This is a genomic window from Paenarthrobacter sp. NPDC091669, from assembly GCF_044756725.1.
GTDB classification, from domain to species: Bacteria; Actinomycetota; Actinomycetes; order Actinomycetales; family Micrococcaceae; genus Arthrobacter; species Arthrobacter bambusae_C.
In genome coordinates this window covers 235,695-252,707 of record NZ_JBIVTK010000007.1, presented here as the reverse complement: position 1 = coordinate 252,707, position 17,013 = coordinate 235,695, and the positions used below count along the sequence as shown (strand labels likewise).

15 protein-coding genes and 1 tRNA gene are annotated in these 17,013 nt (G+C 62.8%); 11 read left to right on the top strand and 5 right to left on the bottom strand.

All coding sequences use genetic code 11. From position 1 onward, the window contains the following. Window positions 1–8: 8 nt before the first annotated feature. The 3 genes from ACIQLI_RS13875 to ACIQLI_RS13865 all read right to left on the bottom strand — a co-directional run bounded on the left by ACIQLI_RS13875 (window position 9) and on the right by ACIQLI_RS13865 (window position 1,993). Window positions 9–848, bottom strand: coding sequence for a hypothetical protein (locus ACIQLI_RS13875; protein WP_400389333.1), 840 nt, complete (start codon window positions 846–848; stop codon window positions 9–11). After that, window positions 845–1,414, bottom strand: a complete 570-nt coding sequence (locus tag ACIQLI_RS13870) for an RNA polymerase sigma factor (RefSeq protein WP_400389330.1) — start codon at window positions 1,412–1,414, stop codon at window positions 845–847. The genes ACIQLI_RS13875 and ACIQLI_RS13870 overlap by 4 nt, the downstream gene beginning before the upstream one ends. Before the next feature lie 105 nt (window positions 1,415–1,519). Then, the gene (locus ACIQLI_RS13865; protein ID WP_400389328.1) at window positions 1,520–1,993 is read right to left on the bottom strand and encodes a hypothetical protein; all 474 of its coding nucleotides are present in this window, start codon (window positions 1,991–1,993) and stop codon (window positions 1,520–1,522) included. A gap of 144 nt (window positions 1,994–2,137) precedes the next feature. Here ACIQLI_RS13865 and ACIQLI_RS13860 point away from each other — a divergent pair, with 144 nt between their 5' ends. The 4 genes from ACIQLI_RS13860 to ACIQLI_RS13845 all read left to right on the top strand — a co-directional run bounded on the left by ACIQLI_RS13860 (window position 2,138) and on the right by ACIQLI_RS13845 (window position 5,929). Then, window positions 2,138–3,355 (top strand): sensor histidine kinase, encoded by a 1,218-nt coding sequence (locus tag ACIQLI_RS13860; protein WP_400389325.1) that lies wholly within the window; start codon window positions 2,138–2,140, stop codon window positions 3,353–3,355. After that, a complete protein-coding gene (locus ACIQLI_RS13855) occupies window positions 3,352–3,978 on the top strand; it encodes a DNA-binding response regulator (RefSeq protein ID WP_400389322.1) in 627 nt (208 codons plus the stop codon). Before ACIQLI_RS13860 ends, ACIQLI_RS13855 begins: the two co-directional genes overlap by 4 nt. Window positions 3,979–4,092: 114 nt before the next feature. Continuing rightward, the gene (locus ACIQLI_RS13850) at window positions 4,093–5,220 is read left to right on the top strand and encodes a mandelate racemase/muconate lactonizing enzyme family protein (protein ID WP_400389319.1); all 1,128 of its coding nucleotides are present in this window, start codon (window positions 4,093–4,095) and stop codon (window positions 5,218–5,220) included. Window positions 5,221–5,230: 10 nt separating this feature from the next. Further along, window positions 5,231–5,929: a FadR/GntR family transcriptional regulator gene (locus ACIQLI_RS13845; RefSeq protein ID WP_354231555.1), complete on the top strand. Its 699-nt coding sequence runs from the start codon at window positions 5,231–5,233 to the stop codon at window positions 5,927–5,929. A 138-nt stretch (window positions 5,930–6,067) separates the two neighbouring features. Here ACIQLI_RS13845 and ACIQLI_RS13840 read toward each other — a convergent pair. Beyond that, window positions 6,068–6,150: transfer RNA gene (locus tag ACIQLI_RS13840), tRNA-Leu, on the bottom strand. Between the two features lie 372 nt (window positions 6,151–6,522). Between ACIQLI_RS13840 and ACIQLI_RS13835 the strand changes: the two genes are divergently transcribed. Genes ACIQLI_RS13835 through pknB form a run of 7 tightly spaced genes read left to right on the top strand, consistent with a single transcriptional unit; the run spans window position 6,523 to window position 16,103 of the window. Then, entirely contained in the window at window positions 6,523–7,272 is a 750-nt protein-coding gene (locus ACIQLI_RS13835; RefSeq protein ID WP_354231553.1) for a DUF3662 and FHA domain-containing protein, read from the top strand. A 5-nt stretch (window positions 7,273–7,277) separates the two neighbouring features. Beyond that, complete coding sequence (locus ACIQLI_RS13830) at window positions 7,278–7,757, top strand: FHA domain-containing protein (protein ID WP_089597073.1); 480 nt, start codon at window positions 7,278–7,280, stop codon at window positions 7,755–7,757. Between the two features lie 3 nt (window positions 7,758–7,760). Beyond that, window positions 7,761–9,455 (top strand): PP2C family serine/threonine-protein phosphatase, encoded by a 1,695-nt coding sequence (locus ACIQLI_RS13825; RefSeq protein ID WP_354231551.1) that lies wholly within the window; start codon window positions 7,761–7,763, stop codon window positions 9,453–9,455. After that, window positions 9,452–10,879: an FtsW/RodA/SpoVE family cell cycle protein gene (locus tag ACIQLI_RS13820; protein ID WP_354231549.1), complete on the top strand. Its 1,428-nt coding sequence runs from the start codon at window positions 9,452–9,454 to the stop codon at window positions 10,877–10,879. The genes ACIQLI_RS13825 and ACIQLI_RS13820 overlap by 4 nt, the downstream gene beginning before the upstream one ends. Continuing rightward, window positions 10,876–12,333, top strand: coding sequence for a penicillin-binding transpeptidase domain-containing protein (locus tag ACIQLI_RS13815; RefSeq protein WP_354231547.1), 1,458 nt, complete (start codon window positions 10,876–10,878; stop codon window positions 12,331–12,333). Before ACIQLI_RS13820 ends, ACIQLI_RS13815 begins: the two co-directional genes overlap by 4 nt. Next, entirely contained in the window at window positions 12,330–14,174 is a 1,845-nt protein-coding gene (locus tag ACIQLI_RS13810; RefSeq protein WP_400389313.1) for a protein kinase, read from the top strand. Before ACIQLI_RS13815 ends, ACIQLI_RS13810 begins: the two co-directional genes overlap by 4 nt. A 9-nt stretch (window positions 14,175–14,183) precedes the next feature. Further along, window positions 14,184–16,103: a Stk1 family PASTA domain-containing Ser/Thr kinase gene (gene pknB / locus ACIQLI_RS13805; RefSeq protein ID WP_400389310.1), complete on the top strand. Its 1,920-nt coding sequence runs from the start codon at window positions 14,184–14,186 to the stop codon at window positions 16,101–16,103. A 105-nt stretch (window positions 16,104–16,208) separates the two neighbouring features. On the opposite strand, the gene ACIQLI_RS13800 is transcribed toward pknB, so the two are convergent. Continuing rightward, window positions 16,209–16,850 (bottom strand): aminodeoxychorismate/anthranilate synthase component II, encoded by a 642-nt coding sequence (locus ACIQLI_RS13800; RefSeq protein WP_400389307.1) that lies wholly within the window; start codon window positions 16,848–16,850, stop codon window positions 16,209–16,211. Between the last annotated feature and the right edge of the window lie 163 nt (window positions 16,851–17,013).

The following is a 17,013-nucleotide window of genomic DNA, read 5'->3' as shown; positions in this document are numbered from 1 at the left end:
GTCGCGGGCTAACGATTCGCGCCGTCGAGGCTGAGATAGCGGATTTCGGTGGCGTTGTCGGTGTAGGTGACTTCAATCGCCACGGGCTGGTCGGACGAGTTTGTCAGTTCGGTGCCGGGAAACCAGAAGGCGAACTGGCCTTTGGAGACCGTGGCTGTGATCCGTTCGCCAGCCGCTGCGGTGTAAGCGATAGCCGCAACGTCAGCGCCTACCTGCCCTGAAGCCATCGAGAGCGGGTTGTCGGCAATGACACCGGTTCCCAGCTGGGTGGCCCTGACTTCCCGGGACGAGAGCGGCTGACCGTCTCCAGGCTTTCCCACGGAACCGAAAGAGCCCTTCTTGAACCATGGGGCCGTGGAGTCGGTGGTGCAGGTGGCTTCGAAACCGCCGGCCCCGCTCAGGACAACCGTGGTCCAGGCTCCGCGCCTCTCGGCGATGGCAACTTCCGCGGCGTCCACATCGCCGGCGAACATGCCGTCTCCAGTACCTTTGCTGGATCGAAGGCAGTCGGAGACCGCGCTGTCACGCTCGGCACCTATCAGCGCACCCGGCGCCGCGGTCCATGTCGCAAAGGCAGGGTCGCCTCCGGACAATGCCGGCACCACGAGGAACCCCACTGTGGCGGCAAAAGCAGCGGCACCCAAAGCGAAGGTTCGACGACGACGGCGGCTTGGGCGCGGCGTCGACGTTTTGTCCTCCACGGGTCCAATGCCTCCGTCCGCAGAAGACGGGCGGGACCTGAGGATCTGTTCCAGATCGTTCTGCGAACGGCCCTGGTTGGGCACTGCGCCCTGCCCGGCTGCGTCCATGGAGCGCAGCAGCGTGTCGATGTTCCGGCTGTTTTTCATCGTGTTGAGGCCCTTTCGGGAAACGTCGCTGGCGTCGGCGACTCATTCTGGGGGACGTGGTCAAGGAGCAATCGCAGGGCCCGCCTTGCGCGGGTGAGCCGCAGCCGGAACGCGACCGGAGAGATGCCCACCACGTGCGCTGCCTGGGGAGCAGCCAGGTTCTCGAAGATTGCAAGCCCAAGGGCCTCTTGGTGGACTTCGGAGAGAAGTGCCCAGGCCCTGCCTAAGTCGACTCGGCTGCTGACCAGTTCAGCGTGGGAATCGACGTGGGATATGGCTGTCGCCTCAGCCAATCGGACGCCCAGGGCATGCCGCCGCTGTTCTCCGCGGCGGGCATTCATCATGAGATTCCGTGTGATGCCAAAGAGCCAGGCCCGGGCGTCCTCCTGATGCTGTGGCGCTTCCGAAAACCGCCGCCACACGATCAGAAATGCCTCAGCTACGATGTCCTCGGCATTCGCCGCATCCGTGCGCCGCCGCACGAACTTCAGCAGGTCGGCGTACGCGGATTCGTACAGCGCCCGAAAGGCCTCTTCCCGGTCAGGGGCTCTCGAAAGGTAGCTCATACCCGGTACTTGTCCGCCACATAGCCAAGTGTGTTGCAGTTGCTCGAGAAATTCGGAAGTACCCGCCGTGTCGCAGTCCGGGCTCCCTTCCCAGTCCGCCTTTCTCTAACGGACAAGCGAAACGCCCAGTGTGGCCAGGACGCCGAATGCTGTCCCCCAGACGATTATTGAAATGATCTGCCAGAGGATGACGGCGTTCCTGGAGGCTCCGAAGGAGATCATGGCAACGGATGTGATCTGGCTGGGCAGGATTGTTGGGCCGATCAGGCTTACTCCGGCGACGCCGAACTTATCGAAGGCAGCGCGCAATTTGGCGCGGCGCGGGGTGACTCCCTTGGACGGCCTGTTTGCCGCCACTGTGGTGCGGACGCGATGGGCGGCAAAGACAAAGATGAGCAACGAGATGACGTTTCCCACAACAGCCGCGGCTATGGCCACCGCAGGATGCAAACCCGTCAACACTCCCACCACAGCACCGAAGTAGGAATCAACAAACGGAATGGCCGCTATGAGCACCACCCCGAGCCACGTCAACATGGGCGGTAACGAGGACGTGAAATCTTGCAGGGACTCAATCATCAGGGGCTCTCTTCATGGGTGGGTGACGGTGACAATCCAATCTTTCAGCGCGCGAAGCGGTCCGTGTAGTGCGCTCTTGTCATTGCTTCATCAGCTGATTCGCAGTTAAATCCATGACAAATGTCATTGCCCTACACTGGCGTCATGTCCGCAGTCACGACCCTTGAGGGTCCGCAGCCCACCTCCCGCCCGGGTCGCAGCGTACGCACGACGTGGACCTACACACTCGGTTCCATGGTGTTCATCCTCGTGGTGCTCGATTTCATGTTGATCATTCTCGCCTTGGAAGCGTTCTCCTCACGTACCGACGGAGTTGCCGGGGTTCTCCTTCTTGCTCTTTTCTGCGCGGTGGCGGCCCAGATCCGCTACTGCTGGTTCCTGCGGGCAGGCCTGAACGGGGGCCTGCCGAGCACCCCTTGGACGCTGGCGCTGCTTGTTTCTTCCGTCGCCGTGTGGGTGTTGGGCCTGTTCTCTACCAGCAATGCGCTGATGTGGAGCCTGCCGCTGTGGCTTGCTGCCTGCCTGGTGGCTTGCTTGCTTCCTTCCCGGCAGCGGCTGGCCGTACTGGGCGCTGGCCTCGCGACGACGCTTCTGCATCCCACCATCTATTCGCTGCTCCATGGCCACGGCTACACATTCCCTGAAGAGCCCGGCCTGCGCATGCTCCTCAGCTATGCGGCATTGATGCCCGTGGTTTTGATCAGCAGCTTGTGGTGGTGGCGGATTGTTGTGGAGCTGGACAGGCACCGGCTCATGGCGGGGGAACTGGCGGTTGCCCAGGAGCGGCTGCGCTTTGCGGCGGACCTTCATGATATTCAGGGGCACCACCTCCAAGTCATTGCCCTGAAATCCGAACTTGCGGAACGACTGCTCACTGTCGATCTCGATGCTGCCCGCGGGCATATTCACGATGCACGGCTCATCGCAAAACAGGCGCTTGAGGAAACCCGCTCCTTGGTCTCCGGGTACCGGGGAACAGTTCTCGAGAACGAACTCGAGAACGCACGCGAAGTGCTGTCGGCCGCTGGAGCGCATTGCGAACTCACGATTGATGCAATTCCTGGAAACCCCGACGTTCATAAGGCGCTGGCCATGGCGGTTCGCGAAGCCACCACCAACATCCTCAGGCACAGCAACGCAACACTGGCTTCCATCACGCTGGAAGCTTCCACGGATGGCTGCAGCCTCACTATTCGAAACAACGGGGTGACAAACGATTCGCCCGTCAGCCAGTCACCCGGCAATGGCCTTGCCGGCCTTCGCGAACGGATCTCGGCGCTGGGTGGTCAGCTCGAAACCCTCCTGGACGCGGAACGCTTTGAACTTCAGGCGTCGGTCCCCTCCAAAGGAATTGCTTCGTGAACGATCTTGATGACCCGCGGCGCATCCGTTTGCTGATAGCCGACGACGAACATCTCATCCGGGGCGCCTTGGAGGCCCTTCTAGGGCTGGAGCCTGATATCGAGGTGGTTGCCAGTGCCGACAACGGTGCCACCGCCGCCGAGTTGGCACTGGAGTTTCAGCCGGACATCTGCCTCTTGGATTTGGAAATGCCCAAAATGGACGGAGTAGAGGCAGCAGCGCGCATCCTGTCCACCGTCAAAACACGAGTCATTATTGTCACGCGTCATGCCCGGCCCGGGGTGTTGCGCAGGGCATTGGCCTCGAAGGTTTCAGGTTTCGTCCCCAAATCCACCCCGGCTGAAGACCTGGCCCACGTTATCCGTGACGTCGCCGGCGGTAAGCGGTATATCGACCCTGAAATTGCAGCGACCGCCCTGGCCGCCGAGCGCTGCCCCCTCACCGACCGCGAACTTGACGCCTTAAGGTTCAGCCGATCGACATCCAGCGTGACGCAGGTTGCCGAGCGACTGCGGCTCGCCCCGGGCACCGTGCGCAATTACCTGTCCTCGGCGATGATGAAACTCGGGGCCGTTTCGCGCCACGATGCCGCCGAGAAAGCCTGGCAACAGGGCTGGATCTGATGATCCGGCGCCCCGTCGGGCACCACCCCATGGAACTCAATCAACTCTTGTAGTACAAGTTTATTACTTGTATCCTAAGTGGCAGGCAAGGATGCCGCACCCACTAGGAGAACCATGAGCACCGTAGATCTCATTCGCCACGTCAAGCTATCCACGGCACGTTTGCCCCTCACCGTACCCATCAGCGATGCCAAAGTTTTCACGGGCCGGCAAAAGCCGATGACCGAAGTGGTGTTCCTGTTCGCGGAGATCACTACGGAGCAGGGTCACAGCGGCATCGGCTTCAGCTACTCCAAGCGTGCAGGCGGCCCCGCCCAGTACGCCCATGCAAAAGAAGTCGCCGAAGGCATCATCGGCGAGGACCCCAACGACATCGGCAAGATCTACACCAAGCTCCTCTGGGCCGGCGCATCCGTGGGCCGTTCGGGTGTGGCAACGCAGGCACTTGCCGCGATCGACATCGCACTCTATGACCTCAAGGCAAAGCGCGCCGGACTCCCGCTGGCCAAGCTGCTGGGCTCCTACCGCGACTCCGTCCAGACCTACAACACCTCGGGCGGCTTCCTCAACGCAACGCTGGACGAGGTCAAGGAACGCGCCACCCGGTCCATCGATGAGGGCATCGGCGGCATCAAGATCAAGGTCGGCCTGCCCGATTCCAAGGAAGACCTGCGCCGCGTGGCCGGAGTCCGCGAGCACATCGGCTGGGACGTCCCGCTCATGGTGGACGCCAACCAGCAATGGGATCGTGCCACAGCACTGCGCATGGGCCGTCAGCTGGAGGAATTCAACCTCATCTGGATCGAAGAACCGCTGGATGCCTACGACTTCGAGGGCCACGCGCACCTCGCCCAGGTCCTGGACACCCCCATCGCCACAGGCGAGATGCTCGCATCCGTTGCTGAACACAAGGGCCTCATCAACGCCAACAGCTGCGACATCATCCAGCCAGACGCTCCCCGCGTCGGCGGCATCACCCAGTTCCTGCGCCTCGCCACACTGGCAGATGAACGCGGACTTGGCCTGGCACCGCACTTCGCCATGGAGATCCACCTCCACTTGGCCGCCGCCTACCCGCGCGAGCCGTGGGTTGAGCACTTCGACTGGCTGGACCCCCTGTTCGAGGAACGCCTGGAGACCAAGAACGGCCGCATGATCGTTCCCGACCGCCCCGGTTTGGGCGTCACACTCAGCGACCAAGCCCGCGCGTGGACCACGGAATCCGTAGAGTTCGGCGCGTAATCTTGAACCCATGAGCCGAAACCTGACCGCGGATCTCGCCGCCGACCTTCGCAACCGTATCGTCGACGGCGCCATCCAACCAGGTGAGAAGCTCCCCAGCGAAAACACCCTCATCAGTGAGTTCGGGGTGAGCAGGACCGTCGTCCGCTCCGCCCTGACCCGCTTGCAAGCAGAGGGATTGGTGGAAACCGAACGCGGGCGCGGCAGCTTCGCGCTGACCCCGCCCGCGGAAGGTCCCGCAGCAGCGCCGGGAACACGGCCCGTTTCCACCATGGAAGACCGGCTTCAGATGCTCGATTTCCGCATCGGCGTCGAGACCGAAGCCGCCGCATTGGCAGCGAAAAACCACACCGAACACCAACTCAAGGCCGTCCACGGCGCGTTGGAACAATTCACCGCGAGCTCAGGCCACCCGGCGCACTCCATGAAAGCGGACTTCGAGTTCCACCGGGCCGTTGCTGCGGCCACGGGCAATCCCTTCTATTCGGACTGCATCGCCGCCCTGGGCCAGACCATGATCACCATGCCCCGCCCGCGCCTCGTTGCCAGCGAAGACCGGGACTCCCCCGAGCGCTTCGCTCAGGTGGTCCACGAACACTCCTCTATATACGCAGCAATCGCCGAGGGCGACCAAGTGGCCGCCGCGGCAGCCATGCGACTGCACCTGAGCAACTCACGACGCCGGTTCACGGGTTCTGCGCGCAGCTGACGATTTCGCGCGCGTCACCCAACTAATTAACAGCAACTGCTCCTACGAAGCGCCAACGGAACGTTATCTGTCACCCAGTTGGGATCCCGGGCAAAACAAAAGAGCCCCGGTCCTAAGACCGGGGCTCTTTCAATTGCGTGCGCGAGGGGGGATTTGAACCCCCACACCCTTTCGGATACTGGCACCTGAAGCCAGCGCGTCTGCCGTTCCGCCACTCGCGCGCAACTTCTTTTTCCGGACTTCAGCGGGTTTCCCAGCTTCGTTTCCTTCAAAAGCAGCGAGATCAAGCATAACGGACATTCCCGGCAAAACACCAATCGGGAGGTGGCACCCCCTCTCCGAGACCCCGAAGCCCCCAAAAAATCCCGTACCAGCGGCGGAACTCCACGAAAATTTCAAGGCCCGCCTCCCGCGCCAGCAAGGGCCGGGAGCGAACTTTTCCGGGTCGCAAGGCGTTGTGGATTAAGGCCATTCCCAGTCAGTCCCAGTAGTATCGGGAAGTGGAAGGGCCGTCAGGCGCGTACTTCGTTGTGTGCGCAGACGGACTATCGGACCAGGCACAGCGGGTGCCGCGGCAAGGAAAGGAGAAGGACATGGGTTTGCTGGACAAAGTCGAGCGCGGCATTGAAAAAGCCGTTCGCAACGTCTTCTCCACAGGGTCGCGTGCACGTGTTGAGCCAGTGGAGATTGCGAGCAAGTTGAGGCGCGAGTTGGACAACAAGTCCATCACCATCGCTGCCGGCCGCACCCTCGCTCCCAATGTTTTCGATGTCCTCCTCAGTGACGAGGACTTTGCCAGGGCCCAGGAATGGGGAACTCCCTTGGCAGAGGAACTGTGCGACGTCGTCATCCAGCACGTCCGCAGCCAGGGCTACACACTTCAGGGTGCAGTCCGGATTTCGTTCCGCCGTAATGACGAAGAACGTGCCGGGCACTTTGAAATCACTTCCCGGACGGAGAAATCCTCCGGTGACGCCGCTCCCGGCCCCCAGGCGCCCCGGGCCAACGTTCCGGCAGCCCCGGTACGTCAGCCCACCCGCCTCCAGCCAGTTCTGGACATCGGTGGCCAGCGGTACTCCCTCAATGCCCAGTCCGTGGTGCTGGGACGCTCCTCGGAAGCCGACATCCTGGTGGATGACACCGGCGTCTCCCGGAAGCACCTTGAGGTCCGCACACAGAACGGCAGCACGTGGGCCGTTGACCTTGGCTCCACCAACGGCAGCTACGTCAACGGGCATAAAGTAAACGGCAGCGTGGAACTTACAGACGGCTCAACCATCACGATGGGACGTACCAAGATCATTTTCCGCCTTCTCCCCCAAACCCCGGGTGGCAACGCGTGAACGACATCAGCGAACTGACCATCACAGCTCTTCGCTTCGGGTTCCTCCTCCTGCTGTGGGTCTTGATCTTCAGCATTGTGTCCACCATGCGCCGCGACTTCCAGATCGGCCGCAAAGCCGTCACCGGAGTTCCCACGGCCCGCGAAGTCCGCAAGCATCCGGAACTGGCAGCGTCACCGCCGCCGGCCATCCAGCATGCACGCACGTTGGTTGTCACTGAGGGTCCGCTCAAGGGCACCACTGTTCCGTTGGCCGCCAGCCCCATCCTGTTGGGTCGCGCGCAGGAAGCCACCTTGGTCCTGGAAGACGACTACGCTTCCGGCCGTCACGCGCGCCTGTTCCCGCAGGGCAGCCGCTGGTTCATTGAGGATCTCGGTTCCACCAACGGCACCTACCTGGCCGATCAACAGCTCACCCGTGCTCTGCCGGTGGAGCTTGGCGTCCCCGTGAGAATCGGCAAGACGGTCATTGAATTGAGGCCATAGTCCATGGCCTCCCCCGAGACCCCCGAAGGCAAGGAAACGCCCGCGGAGCGCCCACTTATCATGCGCTACGCGGCCCGCTCCGACGTCGGACGGATCCGCTCCAAGAATGACGACTCCGCTTACGTGGGTCGCCATCTGGCAGTGGTGGCCGACGGTATGGGTGGCCATGCAGGCGGCGATGTCGCTTCGGCGTCAACGGTCCTGGACATGATCCATCTGGACCATGACGACTATCCCGAGGGCGCAGAGACAGTCCTCGCAGATGAAATCCAGACGGCAAATTCTCTGCTTTCCGAGCTTGTTCACCAGAATCCCAAGCTTTCCGGCATGGGAACTACCGTGACTGCCCTCCTCCTGGAAGACCGCAAGCTGCATTTCGCGCACATCGGTGACTCCCGCGCCTACCGCCTGCGTAATAAGAAGTTCGAGCAAATCAGCATCGATCACACGTTCGTGCAGCGGCTCATTGACGAAGGTCGCCTTCGTCCTGAGGAAGCCGAAACCCATCCCCACAAGAACGTCCTGATGCGCGTCCTTGGCGACGTCGATGCCAGCCCGGAACTGGACTTGGACGTTCTCGACGTCGAACCCGGCGAACGCTGGCTGCTCTGCTCCGACGGCCTCAACTATGTGGCCGGGCACGTGGTGGAGCGCATGGTGCGTGAGACCAAAGACCTTCGCGAATGCGCCGAGATCCTGGTTGACCTCACGCTGGAAGCCGGCGCCCCGGACAACGTCACCGTGGTGATGTTGGAGATCGTGGAAGAGACCGACGACGACGTCAACACGGCCGCCGTCGACGTCGTTCCGGCTGCGGCGCTTGCCGCGGTGGACGAGCCCGAAGCGGTCACCGCCGCCAAGCCCACTGAGGGTCCTTCCGCCACAAAGTCGGCCGAGGATGCGCCGGCCGAGCCCAAGGAAAAAGCCGCGAGGGAGGCCGAAACCGGGTCGTCGTTCAGCGCCGGCGACCCCGGCGCCACAGACGAGGAATCCGTTGAGGCTTCCACATCCGAGGATGGGTCCAAAGAACCTCCCATCACCACGGATCCGCATCTGGGCGAGCACCTGTCTGCCGAGGTCCTGCGCGAAGAGTTGGCCAGCCGCCCCCATGAGCTGGTTGGTGCTGCGGCAACAGCTGCGGAAACCGGCTCCATCCCTACTGTCGCAGGCCGGACGGTTGCCCGCAGGGCTGCCACCGTCCTGACCCACAAGGCCGAACAGGATCGACTGGACGTCGAGGAACCTGCACGGCGCCGCGTCCGCTGGCTCATGCCCGCCGTCGCAGCGGTTGTTGTAGTGGGCGTCGTGGTTGGCCTGTGGCTCGGCTACGCGTGGACCCAAACCCGTTACTACGTGGGCGAATACGATCAGCGCGTCGCCATCTTTAATGGCATTTCGCAGCGGCTCGGCCCCATTCAGCTCTCCCGGCTCGAAGCCGTAACCGATATCAAGGTGGATTCATTGCCGGAATACGGTCAGCAGAGCGTACGCCAAACGGTTCCCGCGGGTGACCTCGACGACGCACAGGCCATTGTGGAGAACCTCAAGAACACCGGCAGTGCCTCTGCCAACTGCCCCACCACTGCTCCAGCGACAGCAACAGCCACGCCGTCGCCCACCAGCACCGTGCCCGTACCGAGTACTGCGGCCGTTGCGACGCCTTCGCCCGTCCCGACTCCCTGTGAGGCGGCCAAGTGATACAGACTGAAACTGCTCCCAAACCACGCCGGAACGTTGAGCTCGTCCTCCTCGTGCTGGCCCTTGCCGTAGGCGTAGGCGCGAGTGCCTTGGTGAGCATCAATTCCGACGTCGGCCTGGACCGGGACTTCTGGTTCCAGTCGAGCCTGCTGGCTGTGGCGGCTTTTGCCTTCCATATGGTCCTCAGGCTCCGCGCAAAGTATGCCGATCCGGTAATACTTCCTATTGTCGTGGCCCTGAACGGTCTGGGGCTTGCCCTGATCCACCGCATGGACGGTCCAGGTGACGATACTGGCAACAACCAGCTCCGCTGGACCCTGATTGCCATGGCTGTATCGATTGCCGTGATCTGGTTCCTCAAGGACCACCGGATTCTGCGCCGCTTCACGTACATCTCGCTGGCAGCCAGTGCGTTCCTGCTGGTCCTCCCTTTGATACCGGGCATTTCAGCCGGTGAAATCCTCGGTGCCCGCGTCTGGATCCGTGTTGGCCCCATGACGTTCCAACCAGGTGAGATCGCCAAGATCACGCTGGCCATCTTCTTTGCCGGGTATCTTTCCTCCAACCGGGACCTCATCCTCCTGGCCGGCAGGAAGATCGGCCCCATGCAGTTCCCGCGGTTCAAGGACCTCGGGCCCATGATCACCGCCTGGCTGGTCAGTATCGGGGTTTTGGTCTTCCAGCGCGACCTCGGTTCCTCCATCCTCTTCTTCGGCCTGTTCATCGTGATGATCTACGTGGCCACCAGCCGCATCTCCTGGGTTGTCATTGGCCTGCTGCTGATTCTTGGTGGCGGCTTCATCGCCTCGCAGATCTTCTCGCACGTGGCTTTCCGCATCGACAGCTGGATCAACGCCTTCACCCCGGAGGTCTTCGGCAGGTCGCCCGGTGGCAGCGGACAGATTGTGCAGGGCTTGTTCGGCATGGCCGACGGCGGTCTGGTGGGTACCGGCCTTGGCCAAGGCCGCCCGGACCTGGTTCCGTTCGCCAACAGCGACATGATTGTTGCCCTCATCGGCGAGGAACTCGGCCTCATCGGCCTCTTCGCCGTCGTCATGCTCTACCTGCTGCTTTTTACGCGTGGCTTCCGCGCTGCACTCGGCACCCGCGATGCCTTCGGGAAGCTCCTGGCGTGCGGCCTGTCCTTCGCGATCGCCCTGCAGTGCTTCGTCGTCATCGGCGGTGTCACCCGGCTCATTCCGTTGACTGGCCTGACCACGCCGTTCCTGGCAGCCGGTGGTTCCTCGCTCCTGGCCAACTGGATCATCGTCGGCTTGCTGCTCATGATCTCCAACACGGCCCGCGGGCCGGTGGACACCACTCCCATGGTGGGCAAACCCCCTGCGAGCAGCAGCGCGCCCGCACGTAAACCGACCACAGGACAGACACCCAGCGCACCAACAGAGGCGGTGAAGCACCAATGAACCAGGCTATTCGCAGCTCCTGGATGGCCGCCGTCGCCATGTTTGCGTTGATCTTCGGCGCCATCAGCTACGTCCAGGTCATTGGCGCTGACGACCTCAACGCCAATCCCTGGAACCAGCGCGCCATCCTCGCCTCGTTCTGCAACGACCGCGGCGCCATCATCGTCGGCGGCAAGCCGGTCGCCGAGTCTGTTACCGGCACTGAGTCCTGCGCGTTCCAGCGCAAGTACACCGAACCCGAGCTGTACGCCGGTATTACCGGATACTTTTCCAAGGGCTTCGGCTCAACGGGCCTTGAACAGTCCATGGGCGACACCCTGGCCGGTAACTCCGACCAGCTCTTCCTTGACCGCATCAGCCAGATGTTCCTGGGCAACGAGCCCAAGGGTGCCTCGGTGGAGCTGACCTTGGATCCCGAGATCCAGAAGCTGGCCTTCGATCTCATTCCCGATGACCAGCGCGGATCCATCGTGGTGACCAACCCCAGGACAGGTGCCGTTCTGGCCATGGTGTCCAAGCCGTCCTACGACCCCAATTTGATCGCCACCCATGACACTGCAGCCGCAGCCGCCAGCTACGCCGAGCTGAACCAAGTCCCTGGCATCAACCTGAACCAGAACGTCAGCGGCCCCACGGGCAACCTGCTTTCGCCGGGTTCGGTCTTCAAGCTCATCGACACAGCTGCTGCGCTGAACTCAGGCAAGTACAACAAGGACAGCGAACTGCCGAACCCCAGCAGCCTGCCGTTGCCCGGTTCCAGTGCCAGCCTGCCGAACTACGCCGGCGGTAACTGCAACGTCCGGGAGACGGCGTCGTTCGCCTTTGCCCTGGAGCAGTCCTGCAATACTCCGTTCGCGAGCATTGCGCTGGACCTCGGCCAGGATGCCATCCGCGAACAGGCACAGAAGTTTGGCTTCGGCGAGACCTTCGGCGATCAGCTCAAGCTCCAGCAGGCGCCCAGTATTTTCCCTGAGGACCTGGATCAGGCCCAGCTCGCACAGTCTTCAGTTGGCCAGCGCGACGTGAAGGCCACCCCGTTGCAGATCAACATGATGACTGCCGCGATCGCCAATGGCGGTGTGCAGATGAAGCCGAACCTGATCAAGACGGTCCGCGCTCCTGACCTCCGCGTCATCAGCGAACTGAGGCCCGAGGCTCTCCGTACCAGCACCACCCAGCCCATCGCGGCCCAGGTCACTGAGTGGATGACCAGTGCGGTGGACAACGGCATTGCCAGGGGCGCGGCAGTGTCCGGCGTCAAGGTGGCCGGCAAGACCGGTACCGCGGAACTCGGCGATTCAGGTTTGAACAACTCATGGTTTACCGGGTTCGCCCCGGCAAACGACCCGCAAGTAGCCGTCACCATCGTCATGGAAGGTGTGGATGTGCTCAGCGGTGCCCAGCTAACCAGTCCGAACGCAAAGAAGATTTTTGAGGCGGTGTTGAATAAGTGAGGCCTACTTCGGGAATCACACTCGGCGGCAGGTTCCAACTGACCAGTCGCATTGCGATTGGCGGCATGGGCGAGGTCTGGAAGGCCAAGGACCAGATCCTCGGCCGGATCGTTGCCATCAAGGTGCTCAAAGAGGAATACACGGGTGACCCCGGGTTCCTCCAGAGGTTCCGTGCCGAGGCACGGCACACCGCCCTCCTCAACCACGTGGGCATCGCCAACGTCTTCGATTACGGCGAAGAAGCCGGTTCGGCCTATTTGGTCATGGAGCTCGTTCCGGGTCACCCCTTGAGCGGAATCCTCGAGCGGGAGCAGGTGCTGTCCCCGGACATGACGCTCTCCATCATTGCCCAGACAGCCCGCGCCCTCGCCGTGGCACACGCGCAGGGCCTGGTCCACCGCGACATCAAGCCTGGCAACCTGCTGATCACGCCGGACAACCGGGTCAAGGTCACTGACTTCGGCATCGCCCGCCTGGCAGACCAGGTACCGCTGACCCAGACCGGCCAGGTCATGGGCACTGCCCAGTACTTGGCCCCTGAGCAGGCAACCGGGCAGACCGCCACGGGTTCCTCGGACATCTACTCGCTGGGCGTTATCGGCTACGAGTGCCTCACGGGACACCGTCCGTTCTCCGGCGAATCGCAGATCGCCATTGCCTTGGCACAGGTCAATGACGCACCGCCGCCCCTGCCGGAGACTTTGCCGACACCCGTCCGCGCCCTCCTGATGTCCATGCTGGCCAAGGACCCCAAGAACCGTCCTGCCAACGCCATCAAGCTGGCCGAGGCCGCCGACGCCATCCGCAACGGCGACATCGCCACAGCCCATGCCGCTGTACCCGGCATGCTGCTGTTCGAATCCACCACCGGACCCATCACGGCGCCGGTAGACACCGCAACGGCCCCCACCGGCGTCGTCACCTCGCCTTACGGTAAGGAGCAGTCGTCGACGGCGACCTCCGCACTTCCGGTGCTGGGCGCCGGTGCAGCCGGAGCTGCTGTGGGAGCGGCGGCGGCCTCATCCGACAATCCGCTGTCACGCGCCAATGCCCTGGAGGCAGAGCGTCAGCTGAACGACGAAGAGGAGGTCGTCTACACCGACGACGAGAACTTCGACGATGTCGAGCCGGAACGCAAGAAGCGCAGCCCCTGGACCTGGCCGATGGTTGCCTTGATCCTGCTGGTGCTGTTCGCGCTGGTTGGTTTCCTGATTACCCAATCCGGGTTCTTCTCGCCTACCCCCAGCCCGAGCCAGTCCACCACCGCCAGCGCCAGCCGGAGTGCCAGCCCGACGTCGACCTCGGCTACGCCAACGGCGACGACACCTCCTCCTACGTCCGAAGCACCGTCGCCCACACAGTCCACGCCGCAGAAGATCAACGTGATCCCCGAGCAGTACCTGGGTCAACCGTTCCAAACCGTCAGCGCGGCACTCCGCGATCTGGGCCTCGGCGTCAACGGTGTGGAGGTCTTCAACCCGGCTGCTCCAGGGACCGTGGTAGACATCAACCCCACAGGACCTGTTGATCCGGGACAAACCATCACTGTCCAGTACTCCAAGGGGCCTGAGGCGGTGGCCGTCCCCACCATCAGCGTGGGAGCCAGCGAGGCACAAGTTCGTGCAGCTATTGAAGGTGCCGGATTGCGGTGGGTTGCAGGGGATCCCGTCAACGGAGCCGTAGGCCAACAGGCGGGCACGTTCGTAAGGTCGTCGCCAGCCGCTGGAGCCGAGGTTCCCGCGGGTTCTACAGTGACCTATTTCCTGTCCAAGGCCGTTGTACCCACCAACCCCGGTTCCTCGAGCGCCAGCCCCAGCGGCACCGGCAGCCCGGGCAACTAACTGAGTCCCATGTCCACACCACGCCAAGGTCCCGCGCATCGAGAGGAGAGCACACCTGTGTCTTCACAGCGCATCCTCAATGAACGCTACGAACTCGGTGATCTGATCGGTCGTGGTGGTATGGCGGACGTATACCGCGGAACGGATACTTTGCTGGGACGGACCATCGCGGTCAAGATCCTGCGTGCAGATCTGGCCCGCGATCCACAGTTCCAAGCCCGGTTCAAACGTGAGGCCCAGGCCGTTGCGGCGTTGAACCATCCGTCCATCGTGGCCATTTTCGATACCGGCGAGTACTCGGTCCCCGGAGGTCCCGGCGAGGACGTCCGGGTCCCATACATCGTGATGGAATACGTTGCCGGCCGTACCTTGCGGGACATGATCAAGGCGAACGAGCTGGGGGTGGAGAGTTCCATCGGCTTCACCCTCGGTGTCCTTGCGGCCCTGGAGTACAGCCACCGCGCGGGCATTGTCCACCGCGACATCAAGCCGGCCAATGTCATGGTTTGCGCTGACACCGGAGACGTCAAAGTCATGGACTTTGGCATTGCACGCGCCATGGCAGATTCCGCTGCCACCATGACCCAAACGCAGGCGGTCGTAGGCACGGCGCAGTATCTTTCACCGGAGCAGGCACGCGGCGAAACCGTGGACGCCCGCAGCGACCTCTACTCGGCCGGGTGCCTCCTCTATGAACTGTTGACCAGCCGGCCGCCGTTTGTCGGCGACAGCCCGGTCTCGGTGGCTTACCAGCACGTCCGCGAAATCCCGGACATGCCCAGCGCCCACAATCCCGACGTTTCCGAAGCCCTCGACTCGGTCCTTGCAAAGGCCCTGCAAAAGAGCCGGACAGACCGTTTCCAGGACGCTGCCTCCTTCCGCCGTGCCCTGCGCGCGGCAAGCAACGGCATTCCCGTCCCGGCTGTCCCGGCCAGCGAGGCGCCCACAGATCCGAACGACCTCGTGGACCAAGAGGACCCGGCCACCCAGCTCCTGAGCTCCACCGCTGTGGGCTTTCTTGCCACTGACCAGTTCAAGGAAGCAGAGTACAAGGACGAACCCGCGGAACGGCAGCCGGAAGAACCACTTCCCCTGGGCCTCCCACCGGAACGCGAGCGGACAGCGGTTCAGAACAAGCGGCGTCGTACCTGGATTGCCACCCTGGTGATCTTCACTGTCATTGTGCTGGCAGGCGGCGGTTTCTGGCTTTACAACCTCATGAACGCGCAACCGCCGGTCCCGGCCAAGATCGCCGTACCCGTGGTGGCCAACATGTCCGAGTCCCAGGCCATCCAGGAACTCTATTCAGCCAAGCTGGTGCCTAAAACGGTGCGCGAAGCCAGTGACACGGTGGCCAAGGACATGACCATCGGAACATCGCCCACCGCTGGTTCCATGCTCGACCAGGACACCGAAGTTGTCCTCAAGATTTCCAGCGGACCCAGCTCGGTGACCATTCCGGCCGACATCGTGGGCCGCACGGAGCCAGACGCCCGTGACGCCCTGCGCAGGCTGGGCATCACCGGCGATATCGTGACTGTCCGGACGCACAGTGCCACTGTGCCCGTGGGACTGGTGATCAACACCGGACCGGCCCCTGGCGGAGCAATCGCCATCAGCTCCAAGGTGGAGCTCCAGGTTTCCTCGGGCAAGGTACTCATGCCCCAGCTGATCGGACTGCCGCTGGCTGAAGCGGAAGCCTCGCTCAAGACCAATGGCTTGCCCATGGTGGTGGTTGAGCAGGAAAACTCAGAGGTCGCTGCAGGAACGGTAACTGCCCAGAGCGAGACGTTCAACACCGAAGTGGATCAGGGTAAGACCGTCACCATCACGGTGGCGAAAGCCCCCGTCACCCCGACGCCGACCCCCACTCCAACACCCACGGAGACGGACAAGCCGACCCCCAAACCGACGCCCACCAAGAAGTAGCGGGATGACCGCCAGCCGCGTCCGCCAACCTCCGCGTGCTGCTCCTTCGTCGCTTTGACGCACGCTTCCGGTCACCGGCCCGCGGCAGTGGGGTCTTCTGTTTCCCTACTGTTTGATCAGCGGGCTCAGTTTGGAGGCGCGTTCAGCCGCTCCGGTCATGCCCAATGACTCCAACCAGTTGCCGAGCATCTGGTAGCCGCCTTCCGTGAGGACCGATTCGGGGTGGAACTGGACACCGCAGAGGGGTGCGGTCTTGTGCTGCAAGCCCATCACTACGCCGTTGGTGGTTTCGGCGGTGATCTCCAGGACGTCCGGGATGGAATCGCGAACCGCAGCGAGTGAGTGGTAGCGCGTTGCCGTGACGGGCGAGGGGAGCCCGGCGAAAACACTCTTGCCTTCGTGCTGCACCGGGGACGTCTTGCCGTGCATGAGTTCAGGGGCATGGGTCACCACGCCGCCGTACGCTTCGGCCAGGGCCTGGTGGCCGAGGCAGACGCCGAACATCGGTTTGCTGTTGTCGCCGCACCACTTGATGAGCTCGATGCAGACGCCGGCTTCGGCCGGGGTGCCGGGACCCGGTGAGACGAGGACGCCGTCGCGCGTTGCCGCGAGCTCAGTGGCCTCGGCGAGTGTCACGTCGTCGTTGCGGACCACGGTGGTCTCCGCACCGAGCTCCTGGAGGTATCCCACCAGGGTGTAGACGAAGCTGTCGTAGTTATCTACTACAAGAATTTTTGTTGTGCTCATGGCTGCTGCACTAAACCAATCGTTGAGTCAGTCAAAGTGGTGAATTGGGAGAACCAGGGGAAGAGGAACTGGACCATCAGTACCAGGGCTGCTGCCACCAATACCAAACAGGTCAGGATCCGCACCCAGACGGGTCCCGGTAGATTGCGGAAAATCCACGCGT

What these genes read in the sequence shown, in the direction of transcription:
- ACIQLI_RS13860 (WP_400389325.1), top strand. Translation starts at nt 2,138, where the DNA reads ATGTCCGCAGTCACGACCCTTGAGGGTCCGCAGCCCACCTCCCGCCCG.
- ACIQLI_RS13825 (WP_354231551.1), top strand. Translation starts at nt 7,761, where the DNA reads ATGGCCTCCCCCGAGACCCCCGAAGGCAAGGAAACGCCCGCGGAGCGC.
- ACIQLI_RS13815 (WP_354231547.1), top strand. Translation starts at nt 10,876, where the DNA reads ATGAACCAGGCTATTCGCAGCTCCTGGATGGCCGCCGTCGCCATGTTT.
- ACIQLI_RS13850 (WP_400389319.1), top strand. Translation starts at nt 4,093, where the DNA reads ATGAGCACCGTAGATCTCATTCGCCACGTCAAGCTATCCACGGCACGT.
- ACIQLI_RS13800 (WP_400389307.1), bottom strand. Translation starts at nt 16,850, where the DNA reads ATGAGCACAACAAAAATTCTTGTAGTAGATAACTACGACAGCTTCGTC.
- pknB (WP_400389310.1), top strand. Translation starts at nt 14,184, where the DNA reads ATGTCCACACCACGCCAAGGTCCCGCGCATCGAGAGGAGAGCACACCT.
- ACIQLI_RS13835 (WP_354231553.1), top strand. Translation starts at nt 6,523, where the DNA reads ATGGGTTTGCTGGACAAAGTCGAGCGCGGCATTGAAAAAGCCGTTCGC.
- ACIQLI_RS13865 (WP_400389328.1), bottom strand. Translation starts at nt 1,993, where the DNA reads ATGATTGAGTCCCTGCAAGATTTCACGTCCTCGTTACCGCCCATGTTG.
- ACIQLI_RS13845 (WP_354231555.1), top strand. Translation starts at nt 5,231, where the DNA reads ATGAGCCGAAACCTGACCGCGGATCTCGCCGCCGACCTTCGCAACCGT.
- ACIQLI_RS13870 (WP_400389330.1), bottom strand. Translation starts at nt 1,414, where the DNA reads ATGAGCTACCTTTCGAGAGCCCCTGACCGGGAAGAGGCCTTTCGGGCG.
- ACIQLI_RS13875 (WP_400389333.1), bottom strand. Translation starts at nt 848, where the DNA reads ATGAAAAACAGCCGGAACATCGACACGCTGCTGCGCTCCATGGACGCA.